This window comes from Sphingomonas sp., assembly GCF_017304615.1.
In the GTDB taxonomy this organism is placed as follows: domain Bacteria; phylum Pseudomonadota; class Alphaproteobacteria; order Sphingomonadales; family Sphingomonadaceae; genus Sphingomonas.
The window spans coordinates 1,424,959-1,440,338 of sequence record NZ_JAFKLZ010000001.1 but is presented as its reverse complement, the minus strand read 5'-3'; the positions used below and the strand labels follow the sequence as shown (position 1 = coordinate 1,440,338).

General features: G+C 63.2%; 13 protein-coding genes and 1 pseudogene. 10 read left to right on the top strand and 4 right to left on the bottom strand.

Annotated features, from left to right (window positions below; translation table 11 throughout):
- The first annotated feature begins 107 nt into the window (after positions 1-107).
- Both J0J06_RS07250 and J0J06_RS07245 read left to right on the top strand, forming a co-directional pair.
- Complete coding sequence (locus J0J06_RS07250) at positions 108-827, top strand: response regulator (RefSeq protein ID WP_294040635.1); 720 nt, start codon at positions 108-110, stop codon at positions 825-827.
- Between the two features lie 2 nt (positions 828-829).
- On the top strand, positions 830-2,215 hold the full coding sequence (locus J0J06_RS07245; RefSeq protein WP_294040634.1) for an ATP-binding protein: 1,386 nt from the start codon (positions 830-832) through the stop codon (positions 2,213-2,215).
- 31 nt (positions 2,216-2,246) lie between these two features.
- Here J0J06_RS07245 and J0J06_RS07240 read toward each other — a convergent pair whose 3' ends face one another.
- Entirely contained in the window at positions 2,247-3,266 is a 1,020-nt protein-coding gene (locus J0J06_RS07240) for a serine hydrolase (RefSeq protein WP_294040633.1), read from the bottom strand.
- 87 nt (positions 3,267-3,353) lie between these two features.
- Here J0J06_RS07240 and J0J06_RS07235 point away from each other — a divergent pair, with 87 nt between their 5' ends.
- The 4 genes from J0J06_RS07235 to J0J06_RS07220 all read left to right on the top strand — a co-directional run bounded on the left by J0J06_RS07235 (position 3,354) and on the right by J0J06_RS07220 (position 9,064).
- Entirely contained in the window at positions 3,354-4,112 is a 759-nt protein-coding gene (locus tag J0J06_RS07235; protein WP_294040632.1) for a GntR family transcriptional regulator, read from the top strand.
- Positions 4,090-5,391, top strand: a complete 1,302-nt coding sequence (locus tag J0J06_RS07230; RefSeq protein WP_294040631.1) for a hypothetical protein — start codon at positions 4,090-4,092, stop codon at positions 5,389-5,391. Before J0J06_RS07235 ends, J0J06_RS07230 begins: the two co-directional genes overlap by 23 nt.
- Positions 5,392-5,528: 137 nt before the next feature.
- Positions 5,529-7,760 (top strand): TonB-dependent receptor, encoded by a 2,232-nt coding sequence (locus tag J0J06_RS07225; RefSeq protein ID WP_294040630.1) that lies wholly within the window; start codon positions 5,529-5,531, stop codon positions 7,758-7,760.
- Positions 7,761-7,852: 92 nt separating this feature from the next.
- Positions 7,853-9,064 carry a serine hydrolase gene (locus J0J06_RS07220; RefSeq protein ID WP_294040629.1) on the top strand — a complete coding sequence of 404 codons (1,212 nt, stop codon included), beginning with the start codon at positions 7,853-7,855 and terminating at the stop codon, positions 9,062-9,064.
- A gap of 349 nt (positions 9,065-9,413) precedes the next feature.
- Here J0J06_RS07220 and J0J06_RS07215 read toward each other — a convergent pair whose 3' ends face one another.
- On the bottom strand, positions 9,414-9,959 hold the full coding sequence (locus J0J06_RS07215; protein WP_294040628.1) for a HEPN domain-containing protein: 546 nt from the start codon (positions 9,957-9,959) through the stop codon (positions 9,414-9,416).
- 99 nt (positions 9,960-10,058) lie between these two features.
- On the opposite strand from J0J06_RS07215, the pseudogene J0J06_RS07210 reads away from it, so the two are divergent.
- The 4 genes and pseudogenes from J0J06_RS07210 to J0J06_RS07195 all read left to right on the top strand — a co-directional run.
- Positions 10,059-10,523 (top strand): annotated as a pseudogene (locus tag J0J06_RS07210) (TrbG/VirB9 family P-type conjugative transfer protein); the annotation flags it as partial.
- Positions 10,520-11,740, top strand: a complete 1,221-nt coding sequence (locus J0J06_RS07205) for a TrbI/VirB10 family protein (RefSeq protein ID WP_294040627.1) — start codon at positions 10,520-10,522, stop codon at positions 11,738-11,740. The pseudogene J0J06_RS07210 and the gene J0J06_RS07205, both read left to right, overlap by 4 nt.
- Before the next feature lie 2 nt (positions 11,741-11,742).
- Entirely contained in the window at positions 11,743-11,970 is a 228-nt protein-coding gene (locus tag J0J06_RS07200; protein ID WP_294040626.1) for a DUF2274 domain-containing protein, read from the top strand.
- Positions 11,967-12,212: a helix-turn-helix domain-containing protein gene (locus tag J0J06_RS07195; protein WP_294040625.1), complete on the top strand. Its 246-nt coding sequence runs from the start codon at positions 11,967-11,969 to the stop codon at positions 12,210-12,212. Before J0J06_RS07200 ends, J0J06_RS07195 begins: the two co-directional genes overlap by 4 nt.
- A 3-nt stretch (positions 12,213-12,215) precedes the next feature.
- Here the strand turns inward: J0J06_RS07195 and J0J06_RS07190 are convergent, their stop codons facing one another.
- Both J0J06_RS07190 and J0J06_RS07185 read right to left on the bottom strand, forming a co-directional pair.
- A complete protein-coding gene (locus tag J0J06_RS07190; RefSeq protein ID WP_294040624.1) occupies positions 12,216-13,379 on the bottom strand; it encodes a site-specific integrase in 1,164 nt (387 codons plus the stop codon).
- Between the two features lie 579 nt (positions 13,380-13,958).
- Entirely contained in the window at positions 13,959-15,248 is a 1,290-nt protein-coding gene (locus J0J06_RS07185) for an MFS transporter (RefSeq protein ID WP_294040623.1), read from the bottom strand.
- Positions 15,249-15,380 lie beyond the last annotated feature (132 nt).

The window sequence follows — 15,380 nt, the reverse complement described above, 5'->3', positions numbered from 1 at the left end:
TAGAGGTAAGCCGCGTGCGTGCGGGCCATGACCAAATGTGAAGAAATGTAAGCGCACGCACTGCGTTGCTTGCTGCCGTAGCGGACGTCCGCGCATGGTAGATGCATATGGACAGCGAGACCGTCATCGCGGTGATAGAAGACGATCCCGAGATCGGACCGCTGGTCGCCGGCCTGTTGCGCCGCGAGGGGTTCGAGGCTGAACTGTGCCCGACTGGCGAGGCGTTCGACCGACTGCGCGCGCGGCGGCGCATCGATATGGCGGTGCTCGACCTGATGCTGCCGGGCGAGGACGGGCTGTCGATCTGTCGCCGATTGAGAGCCGAGGGCGAGGTGCCGGTGCTGATGGTCACAGCGCGCGGCGATGATGTCGATCGTATCGTCGGGCTGGAGATCGGTGCGGACGACTATCTTGCCAAACCGTTCAACCCTCGCGAACTGGTCGCCCGGGTGCGCGCGATCCTGCGTCGCACGCGCGACCAGCACCGCGTCGTGCCCGTCCCGGCGGCGGAGCGCTGGCACTTTGCCGGCTTTACGATCGATCTCGCGACGCGCACGCTGACCGACCCCGACGCAAGGGAGGTGGACCTGACCGGCGGCGAGTTCGATCTGTTGGTGGCGTTCATTCGCCATCCGCGCCGGGTATTGTCGCGCGATCAGTTGCTTGACTGGACGCGCGGACGCGATGCCCACCCCTTCGACCGCGCAATCGACGTGCAGGTGGGCAAGCTGCGACGCAAGCTGGCCGCGCATCTGGCGGGGGACGGCATCGTCAAGACGATCCGCGGCGGTGGCTATTGCCTCGCCGCCACGGTCGAACGGGGGTAGCGGTGCAGCGCGGCACGCTGGCCTTTCGGATCACCCTCGTTCTCGTCGCAGGATTCGTCTTGATGCAGTTTGCCGTGTTCGCGCTCGCCAGTCTGTCCGGGCGACCTCAACAGGGCGGAAGTCTTGGCTTGCCTGACGGCATCCAGATACGGGCGATGGTCGAGCTGATCGAAGCCGCACCACCCGCCCGGCGTGCAGCAACCGTCGCAGCGTTCGACGGGGCGCTCTACCACGCGGCGGTGGATGATGGACCCTTGCCGCCGACGGTGGAAAGCGTGCAGGGCATGGACATCGGGCGTATTTACAGCCTTGCCATGCCAGGGCGGCGCTTATCCGTGACTGGGCAAGTCGCGCGGCTGCCTGCGATCACGCTGATCAACCCTTGGCCGGGATGGTGGAGCGGCGATCCGTTGGCGCTGCATATCGCGCTAGCCGGTGACCGTCCGTCGATGCTGACGATCGAGAGCCAGCCGTCCGAGCCGGTTCGAACGCTGTTACGTCAGCGCGCCGCGCTGCTCGGCTTCGGGGGGCTCGTCGCACTCGTCGCGCTGGCGCTTGCGGTGCGCGCGACCACACAGCCACTGGCCCGGCTGGCCCGGGATATCCGCACCTTTCGAGGAGAACCGGATTCGCCCGACCTCGCGGTATCGGGTTCGCGCGAACTGCGCGATCTGGCCGAAGCCTATAACGAGATGAAGGGAAGGATTGCCGAACTGATGGCCGAGCGCACGCGTGTGCTGGCAGCGATCGCTCACGATATGCGAACCTATATCACTCGTGTGCGGCTACGCAGCGAATTCATCGACGACCGGGGGCAACGTGCCCGCGCTGCGCGCGATCTCGACGAGATGGCAGCCCTGCTCGACGATACGTTGCTGCTCGCGCGGGCCGAAGCTAACGCTGCGGAAATTTCGCGTGCCATCGACCTGGCAGGCGAACTGCGACGTGTGACCGAAATTCATTGCGAGATCGGCAGACGTGTGTCGTTTTCAGCGGCGGTCGACGCCGCTCCGATCGTGGCGACGCCGGTCGCGGTGCGCCGGATCCTCGACAATCTGATCGATAATGCCCTGCGTCACGCCGATTCGGTCATGCTGAGCTTGCGCAAGGAAGGCGAACGCTGGCGGGTGGACGTGGAAGACGATGGCCCCGGCGTCGCTCCCGACCAGATCAGCCAGCTGGGCCAGCCGTTCAGAAGGCTCGACCCGTCTCGCGATCGCACAACCGGTGGCGCCGGGCTTGGTCTGGCGATCGTCCGTGCCCTGGTAACCGGGCAGGGCGGGGAAATCGTGTTCGCCAATCGCGCCACGGGCGGCTTTGTCGCCAGCTTCTGGTTGCCCATCGGTGCCGCCGAGGAGCAAGGCCCGGCGCCAGCCGTATCTGACTAGATGTCTCGGAAGCCATGCGAAGATAGCTCGGTCAGCGACTGCCGGGTCCCAGCAACCGCTCGAGGAAATCGGCATCCGACCAGCCCGATTTCTCACCGCGCATCGCTGCCACTATATCGAGTTTCGCCTGTCGCACGATGGTCAGCCCCAGCGACGGAATGACGTAGAGACGCTGGTCGCCGGCGCCCGCCGCGACCACCAGATCCTTGGGCAACTCGGCGGCCCGCCGTCCGATGTCGGTCGACGCGGTAACCGGATCGGGGCTGGCACTGGGATGCGGCAGCCACCAGGTCAGACCGTAAGTCGGATTGAGCGCGCTTGGCTCGAAAAGCGCGGCGAGGGTAGCCGGGTCGACGATCTGCTTGCCGCCGGTCTTTCCGCCGGCGCGGACGAATTCGCCGACCTTCGCCCACTCACGCGCGGTCAGGACCGCCCCTTGCGGCATCAGCGGATTGCCGTCGGGGCCGCTTCGCCAACTGCCGATCGTCATACCGATCGGGTCGAGCACACGGCGCTTCAGATAGGTGAGCGGGTTTGGATCCACGCCTTTGGCGGCCAGCTTACGGCGCATGATCTCGCCGAATATCTGCATCGGCGTCGGACCGTATTGGAACTTCGTGCCGGGATCGGCCGATAGCGGTGCGGCGACCGCATCCGCATAGGTCGGTGGCCTGCCAATCGTGCCGGCCTGACCGCTCGCCATCGACAGCAATTGCCGGAGCGTGATGGTCGATTTGCGGGGGTCGCTCCTCCATTCGGTGATGGTGTCGGCGGCACGCTCGTCGAGAGTCAGCAATTTGTCCTGCACCGCGGCGGCGGCCATGATCCCGACAAAGCTCTTGGTTCCCGACCATAATTCGTTGGCGGTCGCCGCGTCACTGGATGTGTATTGCTCGCATACCGGCTTGCCCGAATCGAGCACCAGCACGGAGCGGCCATGGTGAGCGTCCGAATAAGCGATAGCTTCAGCACATTGCGCCGGTGTCACTTTCGCGTGGGCCGCAACGGGCAGGGTGATCGCGGCGGTAAGGGCAAGCGTCCAGCGCATCATCGACTCTCCAGCAATTATTATCGATAATATGGCACATCAGGGGCTTGCCGCGCTAGCCGCGAAGTTCCACGCTAGTATAGCCACACTATGACGGAAACCATGTCGCAACCCGAACCCGATGCGCCGACCCAAGATCGTGTGATCGCCGATGCCTTGATCGCGGACATCGTGGAATGGCGTATCGAGCCGGGATCGTGGATCCGCGAACGCGAAATCGCGCAGCGGTTTGGCGTCAGCCACGCTCCGGTGCGCGAGGCGTTCCGTCATGTCGCGCATATCGGATTGATCCAGGTGGTGCCGTGGCGCGGCGCGCATGTGATCGAGGTCGACCGGCACGCGGTGACCGAAATATTCGAGCTGTGGAAAGCCAATTTCGGCGTCGTCTGCCGACTTGCCGCGCTCGCCATGTCGGACGCCGACAGCAAGGAACTGATGGTGCGACTGGAGGGCTACAAGGCGCTGGTCCATCGCACCAAGAACACGTTCGAACATCTCGCGTCGTCGAATCGCGTCGGCGCATTCATCGCGCGGCGGTGCGGCGGCCACTTGGCGACCGATGTGCTCAATCGCATCGCTGTCTTCGCCAGTTGGCAGCATCGAGTCATTTCGGCTGATTTTTTCAGTATCGAGGCGGGAATCCGCTCGGCGGAGCTCTACGAAATCCTGTGCCGCCATATCGTCGCGCGCGAACCCGACGCCGCCGACAGCGCAGCGAGAGCATTGCTTGGGTACCTGCAGGAGCGCTTCGCCGAGCCACTGGAGGAGTATCTTGCCGCGTCGCGCGCACGAGCGACGCCACGGCGGCGCACAAGGAGCAAAAGAAATGACGGGAGCCAATCGGCGTGAGGTGCTTGCAGTATCCGGCCTGTTGATGAGTTCGGGGGCGGCCGCCGCGATGGGCGCTCAAGATGCGACGGACGCTGGCAGCGTAGCAGCCGACCTCGAACGCTATATCGGCTTCGGCGTGAAGGCGTCGGGTGGGCCTGGCGACGCCGCATGCGGGGCATGGCTCGACAGCGAATTGGCTCGATCAGGCTACAGGACCGAGCGCCAGGCATTCGAAGCGCCATTCTTCGACATTGAGCGGGCGGAGATTTCTACGGGTAGCACGACGGCGCCGGTCATGCCGCAGGCGATCGTGGTGCCGACCGGCCGGGATGGCGTCACCGGACGGCTGGTGCGCGTCGATCCGGTGGCGGGTGAGACCGACAAGCTGGCGGGCGCAATCGCGTTGATCGACCTGCCTTATAACCGCTGGTCGACCGCGCTGGCCAAGCCGATCGCCGACACGGTTCGCGTCGCGCTTGCCGGTGGGGCGGTCGCGGCGGTGCTGATCACCAACGGTCCCACGCGCAAGGCAATAGCGCTCAATGCCGATGGCAACAAATCGATGTTCGACAAACCCGTGGCGGTGCTCGCGCCCGACAAGGCAGCGCCATTCCTGATCGCGGCAGCCAAGGGCGAGCAGGCGACCTTGCATGTCCTCGGGCAGGGCGGCCGGCGGCCGGCCTATAATCTGATCGGGAAGGTCGACCGCAGCAAGGGCCGCTGGATCGTACTGTCGACGCCGCGGTCGGGCTGGTTCACCTGTGCCGGCGAGCGCGGATCAGGCCTGGCCGTCTGGCTGGCATTGGCGCGCTGGGCGCCGCGAGCGCTCAAGGATCATGACATCGCGGTGCTGTGTAACAGCGGCCATGAATATGAGTATCTGGGCGCCGAGAAGTCGCTCGATGACGCGGCGCCACCGCCCGCTGCCACTGCCTTCTGGTTGCACCTGGGTGCCAATGTCGCGGCGCGCGACTGGCAGGAACTGGGCGGCGGGCTGATGTTGCCATTACCGAGCGCGGATACCCAACGCTTTCTGATGACGAGCCCGGCGCTCGTGGAACCGGCACGGCGCGCCTTCGCCGGACAGTCGGGGCTCGAAATGGCCTATCCGACCGGGCAGGGATCGGCGGGGGAACTGACCAATATCCTGGCCGCAGGCTACCCGAAGGTCGCCGGTATCTTTGGCGCACATCGGTTCCACCATGTCGCGGAAGACGATGCCCGTTGCGTCAGCGCGCCACTGGCCGCGCGCGCGATCCAAGGCTGCAAGCAACTAATCTCCGAAGTAATGGGCTGATAGTAGGGGATATTTTCTCTTCCGCTATCTCGCCCAAGCTCCAAAATACGCACCCCTACAGCATTTCCATTGACAGCCCCCCTATCTCTGCGCCTAGAATTATCGATAATTCGGCGCAGTTCGGATGGGAGGATGGGATGAAGGTGCGGGCAGTTCTATTGTTGTCGTCTGGCCTGGCCGCGATGGCGGCAGCGCCGCAGATGGCGGTCGCGCAGGAGGCCGCGACGGCGTCTCCGTCTGCGAGCGAAAGCCAGGGCGATATCGTCGTCACCGCGCGGCGGCGTGACGAGAAATTATCGGACATTCCGACCGCGGTGTCAGTCATAGATGCGACGAGCCTGAACGATCGCGGCGGCGCCACCGATGTGCGCGAACTGCTCGCCGATCAGCCCAGCGTGCGGTTCAATAATCTCAATTCGACGATCACGTCGGAAATCTCGATCCGCGCCTCGTCGACCGCGCGTGCCACCAACGGCGATCCCTCCGTCGGGCTGTATCGGGACGGCGCCTATATCGGCGGCGGCGGGATCGGCGGACGCAACTACACGCGACTCGACTTGCTCGACATTGGGCGGGTCGAAGTGCTGCGCGGCACGCAAGGCGCGCTCTACGGCCGCAACGCCGTGGGCGGCGCCATCAACATTATCTCGGCACGGCCCGAGTTCGAGAATAGCGGCTTCGTCAACCTGCGCTACGATTTCGAGACCGAGGGCAAGCAAGCTCAGGGCGCGGTCAACCTGAAGCTGACCGACGATATTGCGATCCGGGTCAGCGGTGACGGCATCAGCCAGGACAAGGGATTTTTCTACAACCCCGACAACGACGTCTATTTCGACCGGCAAAAGGGATATGGCGTGCGCGGCCAGATCCGGTTCAAGACCGGGCCACTCGATCTCGTTCTGCTCGCCGAGACCCAGGACCTGACGACGCCTGACGTATTCTATCAGATCGCGATCGCGCGCGGAACGCCGGGCTTCCCGGGCGGCTTCGTTCAGGACAAATTTCGCTACACATGGAATACCCGCCCACGGGCGACGCAGGACGTCGATACCTATCAGGCGCTGGCGACACTCGATCTGGGCGGCGCGACGCTGAGTTCGACGACAAGCTACCGCGTCCGCAATTCGCAATATGACTTGGACAATGACGGGATCGACGCCGCCGATCTGGCCGCGGCGCGAGCGCGTGGCGACATCGTCGTCAATATCGATACCGGTGCAGCGTCCCATGTCATCGACACGACCAAGAGCTTCAACCAGGACCTGCATCTGACCGGCAAGGCGCTTGGCGACCGGCTGACTTGGCTGGTCGGTGGCGACGTGCTGATCCTGAAAAGCGACTATCAGGTGTCGACCACGCGCACCGTCACGCCCACCAATCCGTCGATCGGCACGCGCGCTCCGGCGAGCCTCGATTACAAGAGCTACGCCGCCTATGGATCGCTCGGTTACGATTTGACCGACACGCTGAACGTCACCGGCGAAGTCCGTTACACCAAGGATGACCGGGCATTGTCTGCCCGGCTGTTCGATCTCGGCACCGGTGTGCCGCTCGGCGGCGCGGCGCGAGTGGTCGATGTGCGGATCAAGCCGGACAATGTCTCGTACAACGCCACGTTGTCGTACAAGCTGGGCGGCGGGGTTCTGACTTATGCCAAGATCGGATCGAGCTATCGCGCCGGCGGTTTCAACACCAATCTGGGCGACCCGCGCCAGCCGACACCGATCCAGGCGGCCTATGGCAATGAGAATTCGACCAGCTATGAGATCGGCATCCGCGGCGCTCCGGCCAAGGGCCTCTATTTCGCGGCGGCCGGCTATTATACCGACCTCTCGAATCTGATCGCCCAGACCGATAATGGCTGCGCGGTCACCAATCCGGCCTGCCCGGTCGCCGCGACCTCTTTCCTAACCAACGCCGGCGACGCGCGATCCTATGGCGTGGAGGCGGAACTGAGCAACGTTCTGCCGGTCGCCAACGGCCAGTTCCGCTTCGCGCTGAGCGCATCGTGGCAGGGCGGCAAGGTCACCAGCGGCAAGTTCAAGGACTTCCGCTTGCCGCAGGTGCCTGATTGGCTCGCATCGGTGAACGTCAATTTCCGGCATGGATTCATCGCCGGCACCACGATCGTCGCCAACCTGCTCTATTCGGTCCAGTTCGGCGGGGTACAGGAGCTCAAGGTCAATTCGGTCAAGCTCGACGACTTCGACCTGCTGAACCTGCGGCTGGGCATCGAAAAGGGGCCGGTCACGGTATCGCTGTTCGCCGACAACGTGTTTGACCAAATCTACCGCGTCGCCCGCGACACCACCATCAACCGTTACAGCACGCCGCGCGTGATCGGCATTGAAGCGCGGTTCCACTGGTAACGGCGCGGAGGGAAAACACAACATCAACAGGAGCCGCATTGGCGGTGACGCAACCAAGATCGCGCATCGCGAGGACATGAGAGGAGAAGTCGATGAAAAGGAAGGCTTGGTACGCTACCGGCACCGCGTTCGCTGCCGGCACTCTTGCAATCGTGGCAGCCCATGCGGCGGCGTCAGGCGGGGCCGCCTCGGCACCGATCGTCGTGGTCTACGCCCCGGAGCCGGTTCCGAGTTCGGCGACAACGCTCGCTCCTGCCTCTCTGCAGGCTGCGCCGGTGGTCGCCGCCACGCCGGACTTTAGCGCCGTTGACGCCGCTTTTCAGAACTCGGCTATCGTCAATGGAGCACTGATCATCGGCACCAAGGACGGCACGATCCACGAAATCACCAAAGGCAATTTCAATTCGGATCAAGCCTATCCCATCGCCTCGGCGTCAAAATGGCTGACGGGCACGCTGTTGATGCGCATGGTCGAAGCCGGAAAGGTGTCGCTGGGCGACCATGCCTATCCTGGGCTGACCTACTGGACGAGCGACCCGGCCGACAAAAGAAGCGCCGTTACGCTCCAATATCTCCTGTCGCTCACCTCCGGTTTCAACGCCAAGCCGACTGACGTCAGCTGTGTGAACAACCCGCTCTACACGCTGCAAAATTGTGCTCAGGCAATCTACAACAAGGGTCTTGATACCGACCCGGGGACCACCTTTTCTTACGGACCCGAGCATATCCAGATCGCGGCAGCGCTTGCCGAAGCGACCAGCGGCCAAAGCTTCGATGCCCTGTTCGCTCAATACGTCACCACGCCGCTCGGGATGAACTGCACGCGGTTCGTCGAATCCTCGCTGAGCGCAGCGCTCCATCTCTCCGGCAAGTCATGCACCGCTACTTATGCTGCGAACGCCAACACCTGGGCGGCCGGCGGCGCGGTATCGAGCGCGCACGATTATGCCAAGTTGCTTAAGGCGTTCCTCGCGGGCGGCTTCATTTCGGATATGGACGGTTTTCTCGCGCCGCGAACGGTCGGCCTGGCGCGGGGTTATATTCCGTCGAGCGTGGGATCGATGGATTGGCAATATGCGACCGGATCCTGGAACGAATGCCCACAGAGCGCGTGGGACTCAACCTGTGCGGATGCGAAGGTCAACTCCGCGCCCGGTGCGTTCGGCTGGCTCCCGTGGATTGATCGGAAGCACGGCTATTACGGGCTGATCGCAACACGGATCGCTGTGGGTGAGGGCGATACCAAATCGGTGCCGATAGAGCAGGCGCTTCAGCCGTTGATTCTAGCGGCGCTCGGGCAATAGAGCGCTATTTTGGGCGCATTGTTGAGCGCGTCTAGCGGCTACCTCGTTTTGCGAAACCGGCAGCGCATAATTCGAAGGCTTCGTTATTGTGAGGCTGTTAGGCCCGTCGCACTGCTTTTAATTTCGAGGACACCGTCGGCCGCCATTGTATCGTGCGGCCGCTTGAGGCGCTTGGCGAAGTGGCCGGCTGGATCTGCTTCCGCCGCTCGATTAACAGTCGAGAGTCTAATGCCGGGCGGCAGCTTTTCGCGATTCCTTACCAAGAGCTGCTAGTCGGTAAACGGCCCGATTATGGACATGAGACGCCGATTAGAGAGTTGATGTGCAGAACTTGTTTGCGGGTCGGCGCTCAACCTAACGCCAGACGCTCCTCGCAGATCTCCCTGACAAGCGCTTGGAGGACGTCGAGGCGTTCCCCGACCCAGGCCAGTTCCTCTGCGGTGATCTTGTAGTGCGGCGAGTAGCGTGCATCGACATACGCACGACGCAGCAGTTCGAAACACCGTTGACCAAACTTGGTGTCGCGCGGCCAGACCGGGATAAGTCGAGCATCATGGCTCTCGGCCTGTGAGCGCAAGAAGTTCAGCTTGTGCGACTTGGGGCTGTACAGTGTCAGGACCAGCAGGACGCAGTGATAGAAGCGCTCCGTCGCCTGATGCTGCATGAAAGCTGCTTCCTTCGGCGCTCCCTTCTCCACCATAAAGTCGGCCGACATCCTGAAGTTTGCAGCGCTAGTGAACCACTCGTCGAAATATCGTTGAGCCTCTGCTTGCCGTTTAGCGCGGGTGAGAGGGCGAGGCTGCTCAAACTCGCTGCCTTCCAGTTCATAGAGCGCGATCCCGTCGCGGGCGATGTCGACGAAGAAGGGGCGGCCGTGACGGAGTTGCTCATTCACATCGGCAAGGTCGTGGACGATGAAGTTGACGGGGGCGGAGATCGACTTCTCGATCGTGACGGCGCGCGTCAGGTGATCGTCGGCTTTCGCCCAGAATTCCTCATCACGACCGACCGGCGCACGTACCACCTCACGCTGACGAGTTCGGCGGGGCCGGCCATGTCCGCGATCTCGTGGACCTACCCGCAGGATACGATGCTGGCGCTGAAACGCGCGGCTGATGCAGCCGCCGCGGCAACACCGGTCGCCTCCGCACTCGACGTCGATCAACTGCACTTCAACTACACAATCACCGGCGACCAGGTGGCGTGGAAACCGCTGCGGGCGTTCGATGACGGCAAGCAGACCTATATCGAGCTGCCTGCCGGTCTTGGCTCGACCGATGCGCCGCCGTTGTTCGTCACCGGCGACAAGGGAGCCGCTGAGCTAGTCAATTTTCGGCTGCGCGGGCGCTACTACATCGTCGATCGCCTGTTCGACGTCGCTGAAATGCGGCTGGGCACCAAGCGTCAGCAGGTGGTGCGGATCGCTCGCGGTGCCTCGCGTCGCGGGAGGGCTTCATGAGCGACGAACCCACGATCGAGGAAATTCCGGCCCCGCCGCCCAAGGTCGACCCAGAAACTCTGGTACTGCGTGCGCGTCCGGCGCGAGCGATCCGGTTCAAGCGGGGCGTGATCGTCTCGCTCGCCGCGATCGCGGCGGGCGGCGTCGTGGTGACATCGTGGTTCGCGCTTGAGCCGCATGCGCTGAGGCTCGCGGCCAATCCCGACGATCAGGCGCCCGCCATCAAGGCGCCGTCCGACACGTTGAGTAGCCTGCCGACCAGCTACGGCGACGCACCGAAATTGGGGCCGCCGCTGCCCGGCGATCTCGGCCGGCCGATCCTCGACCGCCAGCGCCAGCTCGCGGCGTTGCCACCCACGCCCATGGCTACGCCGGGCGTCGACAAGGCGCAGATTGCCGCCGAAGCGCGCCAACGCCGCGCGCAGGAGTTGGCGACGGCCCGGGCGTCTGGTCTGCTGGTTCAGACCGCCAGTCGCCCTGCTACGGCGTTGGCAGCCGTCCCGACGCCGACCAGCGCCACGCCGTCCGAGGGGCCGGCCAAGCTGGCGCTCGATCCCGCGAACGACCCAAACGGCCAAGGGCGCAAGAACGACTTCGCCGCGAATGCCGTGAAGAGCGCCGATGTGAACCCAGGCCGCGTTACCGCCGCGCCATCACCCTATACGTTATCGGCGGGCAGTGTGATTGCGGCGAGTCTTATCACCGGGTTGCGATCGGACCTTCCAGGCATGGTGACGGCGCAGGTGACCCAGCGCGTGTTCGACAGCGCCACCGGCACGATCCTGCTCATTCCGCAAGGGGCGCGCTTGATCGGCAAGTACGACTCTGTTGTGGCATTCGGGCAGAGTAGGGCGCTGGTTATATGGCAGCGCATCATCTTGCCCGATGGCAGTTCGATACAGATCGACAACGCGCCTGCCAGTGATCCTTCGGGCTACGCGGGCCTCGCCGACAAAGTGGACTATCACACATGGTCCCTGCTCAAAGGTGTCGTGCTGTCGACGATGCTCGGGGTTGGCGCGGAGCTGCAGTTCAGTGGCCGCGGCGATCTTGTCGATGCGCTGCGGCAATCGGCCGAGCAGAATGTGTCGCGCGCCGGCGATCAACTCACCTCGCGCAATCTCAACGTCCAGCCGACCATCACGGTCAGGCCGGGCGCTCCGGTGCGCTTGCTGGTCCATCAGGATCTTGTCCTGAAGCCCTGGCGGGGAGACTGAGAATGGCGGAGTTGAAGCTCGGCCGCCTTCCGGATCGCACGTCGGTCAAACTGACAATCGCCGTCCTGCCCGAACTGGCGGCGCTGCTTGATGAGTATGCAGCGATTTATGCCGAGACATATGGCGTTGCCGCGTCGGTCACGGAATTGGCGCCGGCCATGCTCAAGGCATTTCTGGATGCCGATAAGGGGTTTGCGAAAGCCCGCGCGGCACGAACAACCAAGCCATGAACCGCCGAAAGCCCCGGAGCGCGCGACCGGGCGGCGAAGCGGCGGCGCAGCCGCTTCGCCCCTTGTGCCTGACAGTCGATGAGGCCGCTGATGCCTTATCGGTTGGGCGCACCAAGCTCTATCAGCTGATTGCCGAGGGTGAGATTGAGGCCGTCAAGATCGGCAAAAGCACCCGGATTACGACCGAGAGCCTCGAAGCCTTGCTCAAGCGCGGGTCGCAGCTTCCGCTCGGGATTCAATGAGCGTCATGGCTTCTTCTCATGCAGAAAATCCGTCCACAGTGTCATGAGTTTCCGCCGCTTATCAAAGAAGTCGGTGCGGCGGTAAGCAGCCTCGACGCGGTCGGGGATGACGTGCGCAAGCGCCTTGTCGGCGACCTCCTTCGGAACGTCCGTCCGCTCCGACGACCAGTCGGTAAAGCTGCTCCGAAATCCATGAACCGTGCTGGTGCCGGTGTTCATGGACCGCAACACCTTCGTCAGCGTCATGTCCGACAATGCCGTCTTGCCACGAGCCGAGAAGACCAGGCCGTCATCGCTGCGGCGGCTGCGCCAATAGTGCTTCAACAGAATGAGGGCAGGGCCGGACAACGGCACGGAATGCGCGACGCGCGCCTTCATGCGTTCAGCGGGGATCGACCAGATACCAGCCTCAAGGTCGAATTCGCCCCACGTGGCGTTGCGGACCTCGTTCGAACGAACCGCGGTGTAGATCAGGAGCCGCAGCGCATCTCGCCCGACAGTCGTCGGATTCTCAGCCAGCCGCTGAACGAGCTTAGGAACCTGATCATAGGGCATCGCATCGTAGTGGCGGGAGCGATCGCCCTGTCGGGGCAAACCCTTGCTCACCGTGCGGAGCGAGGTCTCGCTGTCGCGCCAGCCCTTGATGTGCGCGAAGTCCAGGACGGCGGAAATACGCTGAAGAATGCGACGAGCCGTATCCGGGATTTTCAGCCAGATGGGAGCCAGCGCATCACGAACGAGCGCGCTGTCGATCGTATCGATCGGCTTCTTGCCGATCTTGGGGAAGATGTGGTTCTCGAGGCTCGTGATCCAGTTGCGCTTGCGCTTGTCGTCCCAACCAGCTTCGAGCGCCTCGTAACAATCACGGGCTGCCTGTTCGAAGGTTTTCGCCCGTTTTGCCGCCCGAGTTTTCGCTCGCCGCGGCTCGCGGTCAATGGGCTCAAAGCCTCTCTTGATATTGGCGCGAAGGGTTGCGGCAGCAGCTCGAGCTTCGGCAAGCGATACGCAATCGACCGAACCAAGGCCAAAGTCGCGGCGCCGTCCGGATTGCTGAATGCGCAACAGCCAGTTTCGAGCGCCCGTGGGTTTGACCTGGAGGAGCAGTCCCTTCCCATCGACGTGGGTGCCGGTCTTAGCTCTCGTCACTTGCAGTGCGGTGAGCGCCATCAATCAAGCCTCAGTCTGCAGCCAAATCCTCCCCAACACTTTCCCCAACACAATGCGGCAAGTTTAAGCGGTCGGCTGCGCTCGGCAATGAATATAGACGGTCAACAAGCCTAAGAAAAGATGTTAAAAACGAACGATAACGCACGTAGATGAATAGATTTATTATGGCCATCGGCTCCACCATTTCGCGATTTGGGCAGCGATCGTGCTGCCGTCCCCACCACAAATCGCGAACGGTCGGCGGCACGGTGAGCGCCGTCCGGCGACGTGGCGTTGCCGCGGCGCTACCGCGCTAAAAATTCAAGCAAATTCGCTGAAATCCGCCGTCCCGAAACCGGACGTTGGTTAACCAATCTTAACGCTGGTCGAAATCGTAAACGCGGCGTTTACTCTACGCCATGTCACGCAACTTCGCACGTCGCCCTCGCGGGGCCAGCCACCCCTTCCGTCAACGCGTCGCCGTGCAGGCGGAACTGACGCGGGGGCGTGGCGACGACAACGATCTGAAGCTGTTCGTGCTCAGCTTCACGGCGTTCTTCATCTGCATCTATACGCTGATATTCTGATCCCGGCCGTCGCCTAGTCACAGGCCTTGTGCAGCTTCCACGCCAGCCAGGCGGAGATGGGGCACATTGCGGCGACCAGATAGAGCATGTGGGTCGATCCCACGCCCCAGCCGGTCAGCAGCGACACGAATACCGACCCGATCGCCATCGCGCCCGAATTGACGACGTTGTTCGCGGCGACCGTACGCGCGGTCTCGTCCTTGTGCACCGTCGTCGTCAGGAACGCGTAGAGCGGCACGACGAACATGCCGCCGAAAATCGCGATCCCGACCAAAGCGGCGATGACGAACCACGCCATCGGCGCCGCGATGAATTCGAGCGTGGTGTAGAGATGCCCGGGCGCCGCCGGCGTCCATGCCTCGCACAGGAACGAGAACAGCATCACGCACACGCCCATGATCAGCACCGTGGCCGGACCGTATTTCGCTGACGTATGTCCCTTCAGCAGCGAATTGATCGCAACCGATCCGATCGCGATGCCGACCGAGAAAAGGGCGGTCAGCAGCGTCGCGACATGCTTGTCCGCGGTCAGGACGTTCTTCGCCAACGGGGTGAAGATGACGATCAGCACGATCCCCATCGTCCAGAAGAAACTGATCGCGCAGATCGCCAGGAACAGCCGGGGAATGTGCATCGTGCCGGAGATCAGCCGCCAGGACGAGGTAAAGGGATTGTAGTTGATCTCTAGCTTGGGCCCCTGGCGCGGCGCCGGCAGCACTTGGCGTGCGCTCAGCCAGCCGATCACAGCCACCACCAGCGTGCCGATCACCGCATGCTCGACCTTCATGAATCCGGCGAGGACGGTGCCCAGTAAGATCGCGATATAGGTCGCCGATTCGACCAGGCCGGTGCCGCCGAGCACCTCATCTTCTTTCAGATGCTGGGGCAGGATCGCGTACTTGATCGGCCCGAAGAAGGTCGAATGCACGCCGAGCGCGAAGATCGTGCCGAGCATCAACACCATCGCGACGTTCGTATATCCCGCCTTTGCCAGCATCAGCCCCGCGCCGCCGACCATCATGATCCCGATCTCAGCCGTCTTCACGATGCGAATGATCCGCGTCTTGTCGAACGAATCGGCCAGTTGCCCGGCCAGCGCCGACAACAGCACGAACGCGATGATGCTGAGCGCGCTGGCGAGCGCGGTGAAGCCCTGTTCCTTGGCGGGGTCCTGATAGATTTGATAGACGACGACGAGCACCATCGCCTGTTTGAACAGATTGTCGTTGAAGGCGCCGAGGAACTGCGTGACGAACAGCGGCAGGAAGCGGCGCTCCTTCAATAGGCCGAGCGCGTTGATCATGAAATGTGTTGTGCCTCGATGGCCGTCATGGAGCGCGGCTCTTAGCCGAGGCCGACCGCCCGCGACAATCGATCTTTCGTCGACGCGGTATGCCGGTCGGCTCTTTGCGGCGCGGCGCGACCGGTCTAGGAA

Coding starts and splice junctions, on each gene's coding strand:
- J0J06_RS07250 (WP_294040635.1), top strand. CDS start 108: ATGGACAGCGAGACCGTCATCGCGGTGATAGAAGACGATCCCGAGATC.
- J0J06_RS07240 (WP_294040633.1), bottom strand. CDS start 3,266: ATGATGCGCTGGACGCTTGCCCTTACCGCCGCGATCACCCTGCCCGTT.
- J0J06_RS07235 (WP_294040632.1), top strand. CDS start 3,354: ATGACGGAAACCATGTCGCAACCCGAACCCGATGCGCCGACCCAAGAT.
- J0J06_RS07230 (WP_294040631.1), top strand. CDS start 4,090: ATGACGGGAGCCAATCGGCGTGAGGTGCTTGCAGTATCCGGCCTGTTG.
- J0J06_RS07225 (WP_294040630.1), top strand. CDS start 5,529: ATGAAGGTGCGGGCAGTTCTATTGTTGTCGTCTGGCCTGGCCGCGATG.
- J0J06_RS07220 (WP_294040629.1), top strand. CDS start 7,853: ATGAAAAGGAAGGCTTGGTACGCTACCGGCACCGCGTTCGCTGCCGGC.
- J0J06_RS07205 (WP_294040627.1), top strand. CDS start 10,520: ATGAGCGACGAACCCACGATCGAGGAAATTCCGGCCCCGCCGCCCAAG.
- J0J06_RS07200 (WP_294040626.1), top strand. CDS start 11,743: ATGGCGGAGTTGAAGCTCGGCCGCCTTCCGGATCGCACGTCGGTCAAA.
- J0J06_RS07195 (WP_294040625.1), top strand. CDS start 11,967: ATGAACCGCCGAAAGCCCCGGAGCGCGCGACCGGGCGGCGAAGCGGCG.
- J0J06_RS07190 (WP_294040624.1), bottom strand. CDS start 13,379: ATGGCGCTCACCGCACTGCAAGTGACGAGAGCTAAGACCGGCACCCAC.
- J0J06_RS07185 (WP_294040623.1), bottom strand. CDS start 15,248: ATGATCAACGCGCTCGGCCTATTGAAGGAGCGCCGCTTCCTGCCGCTG.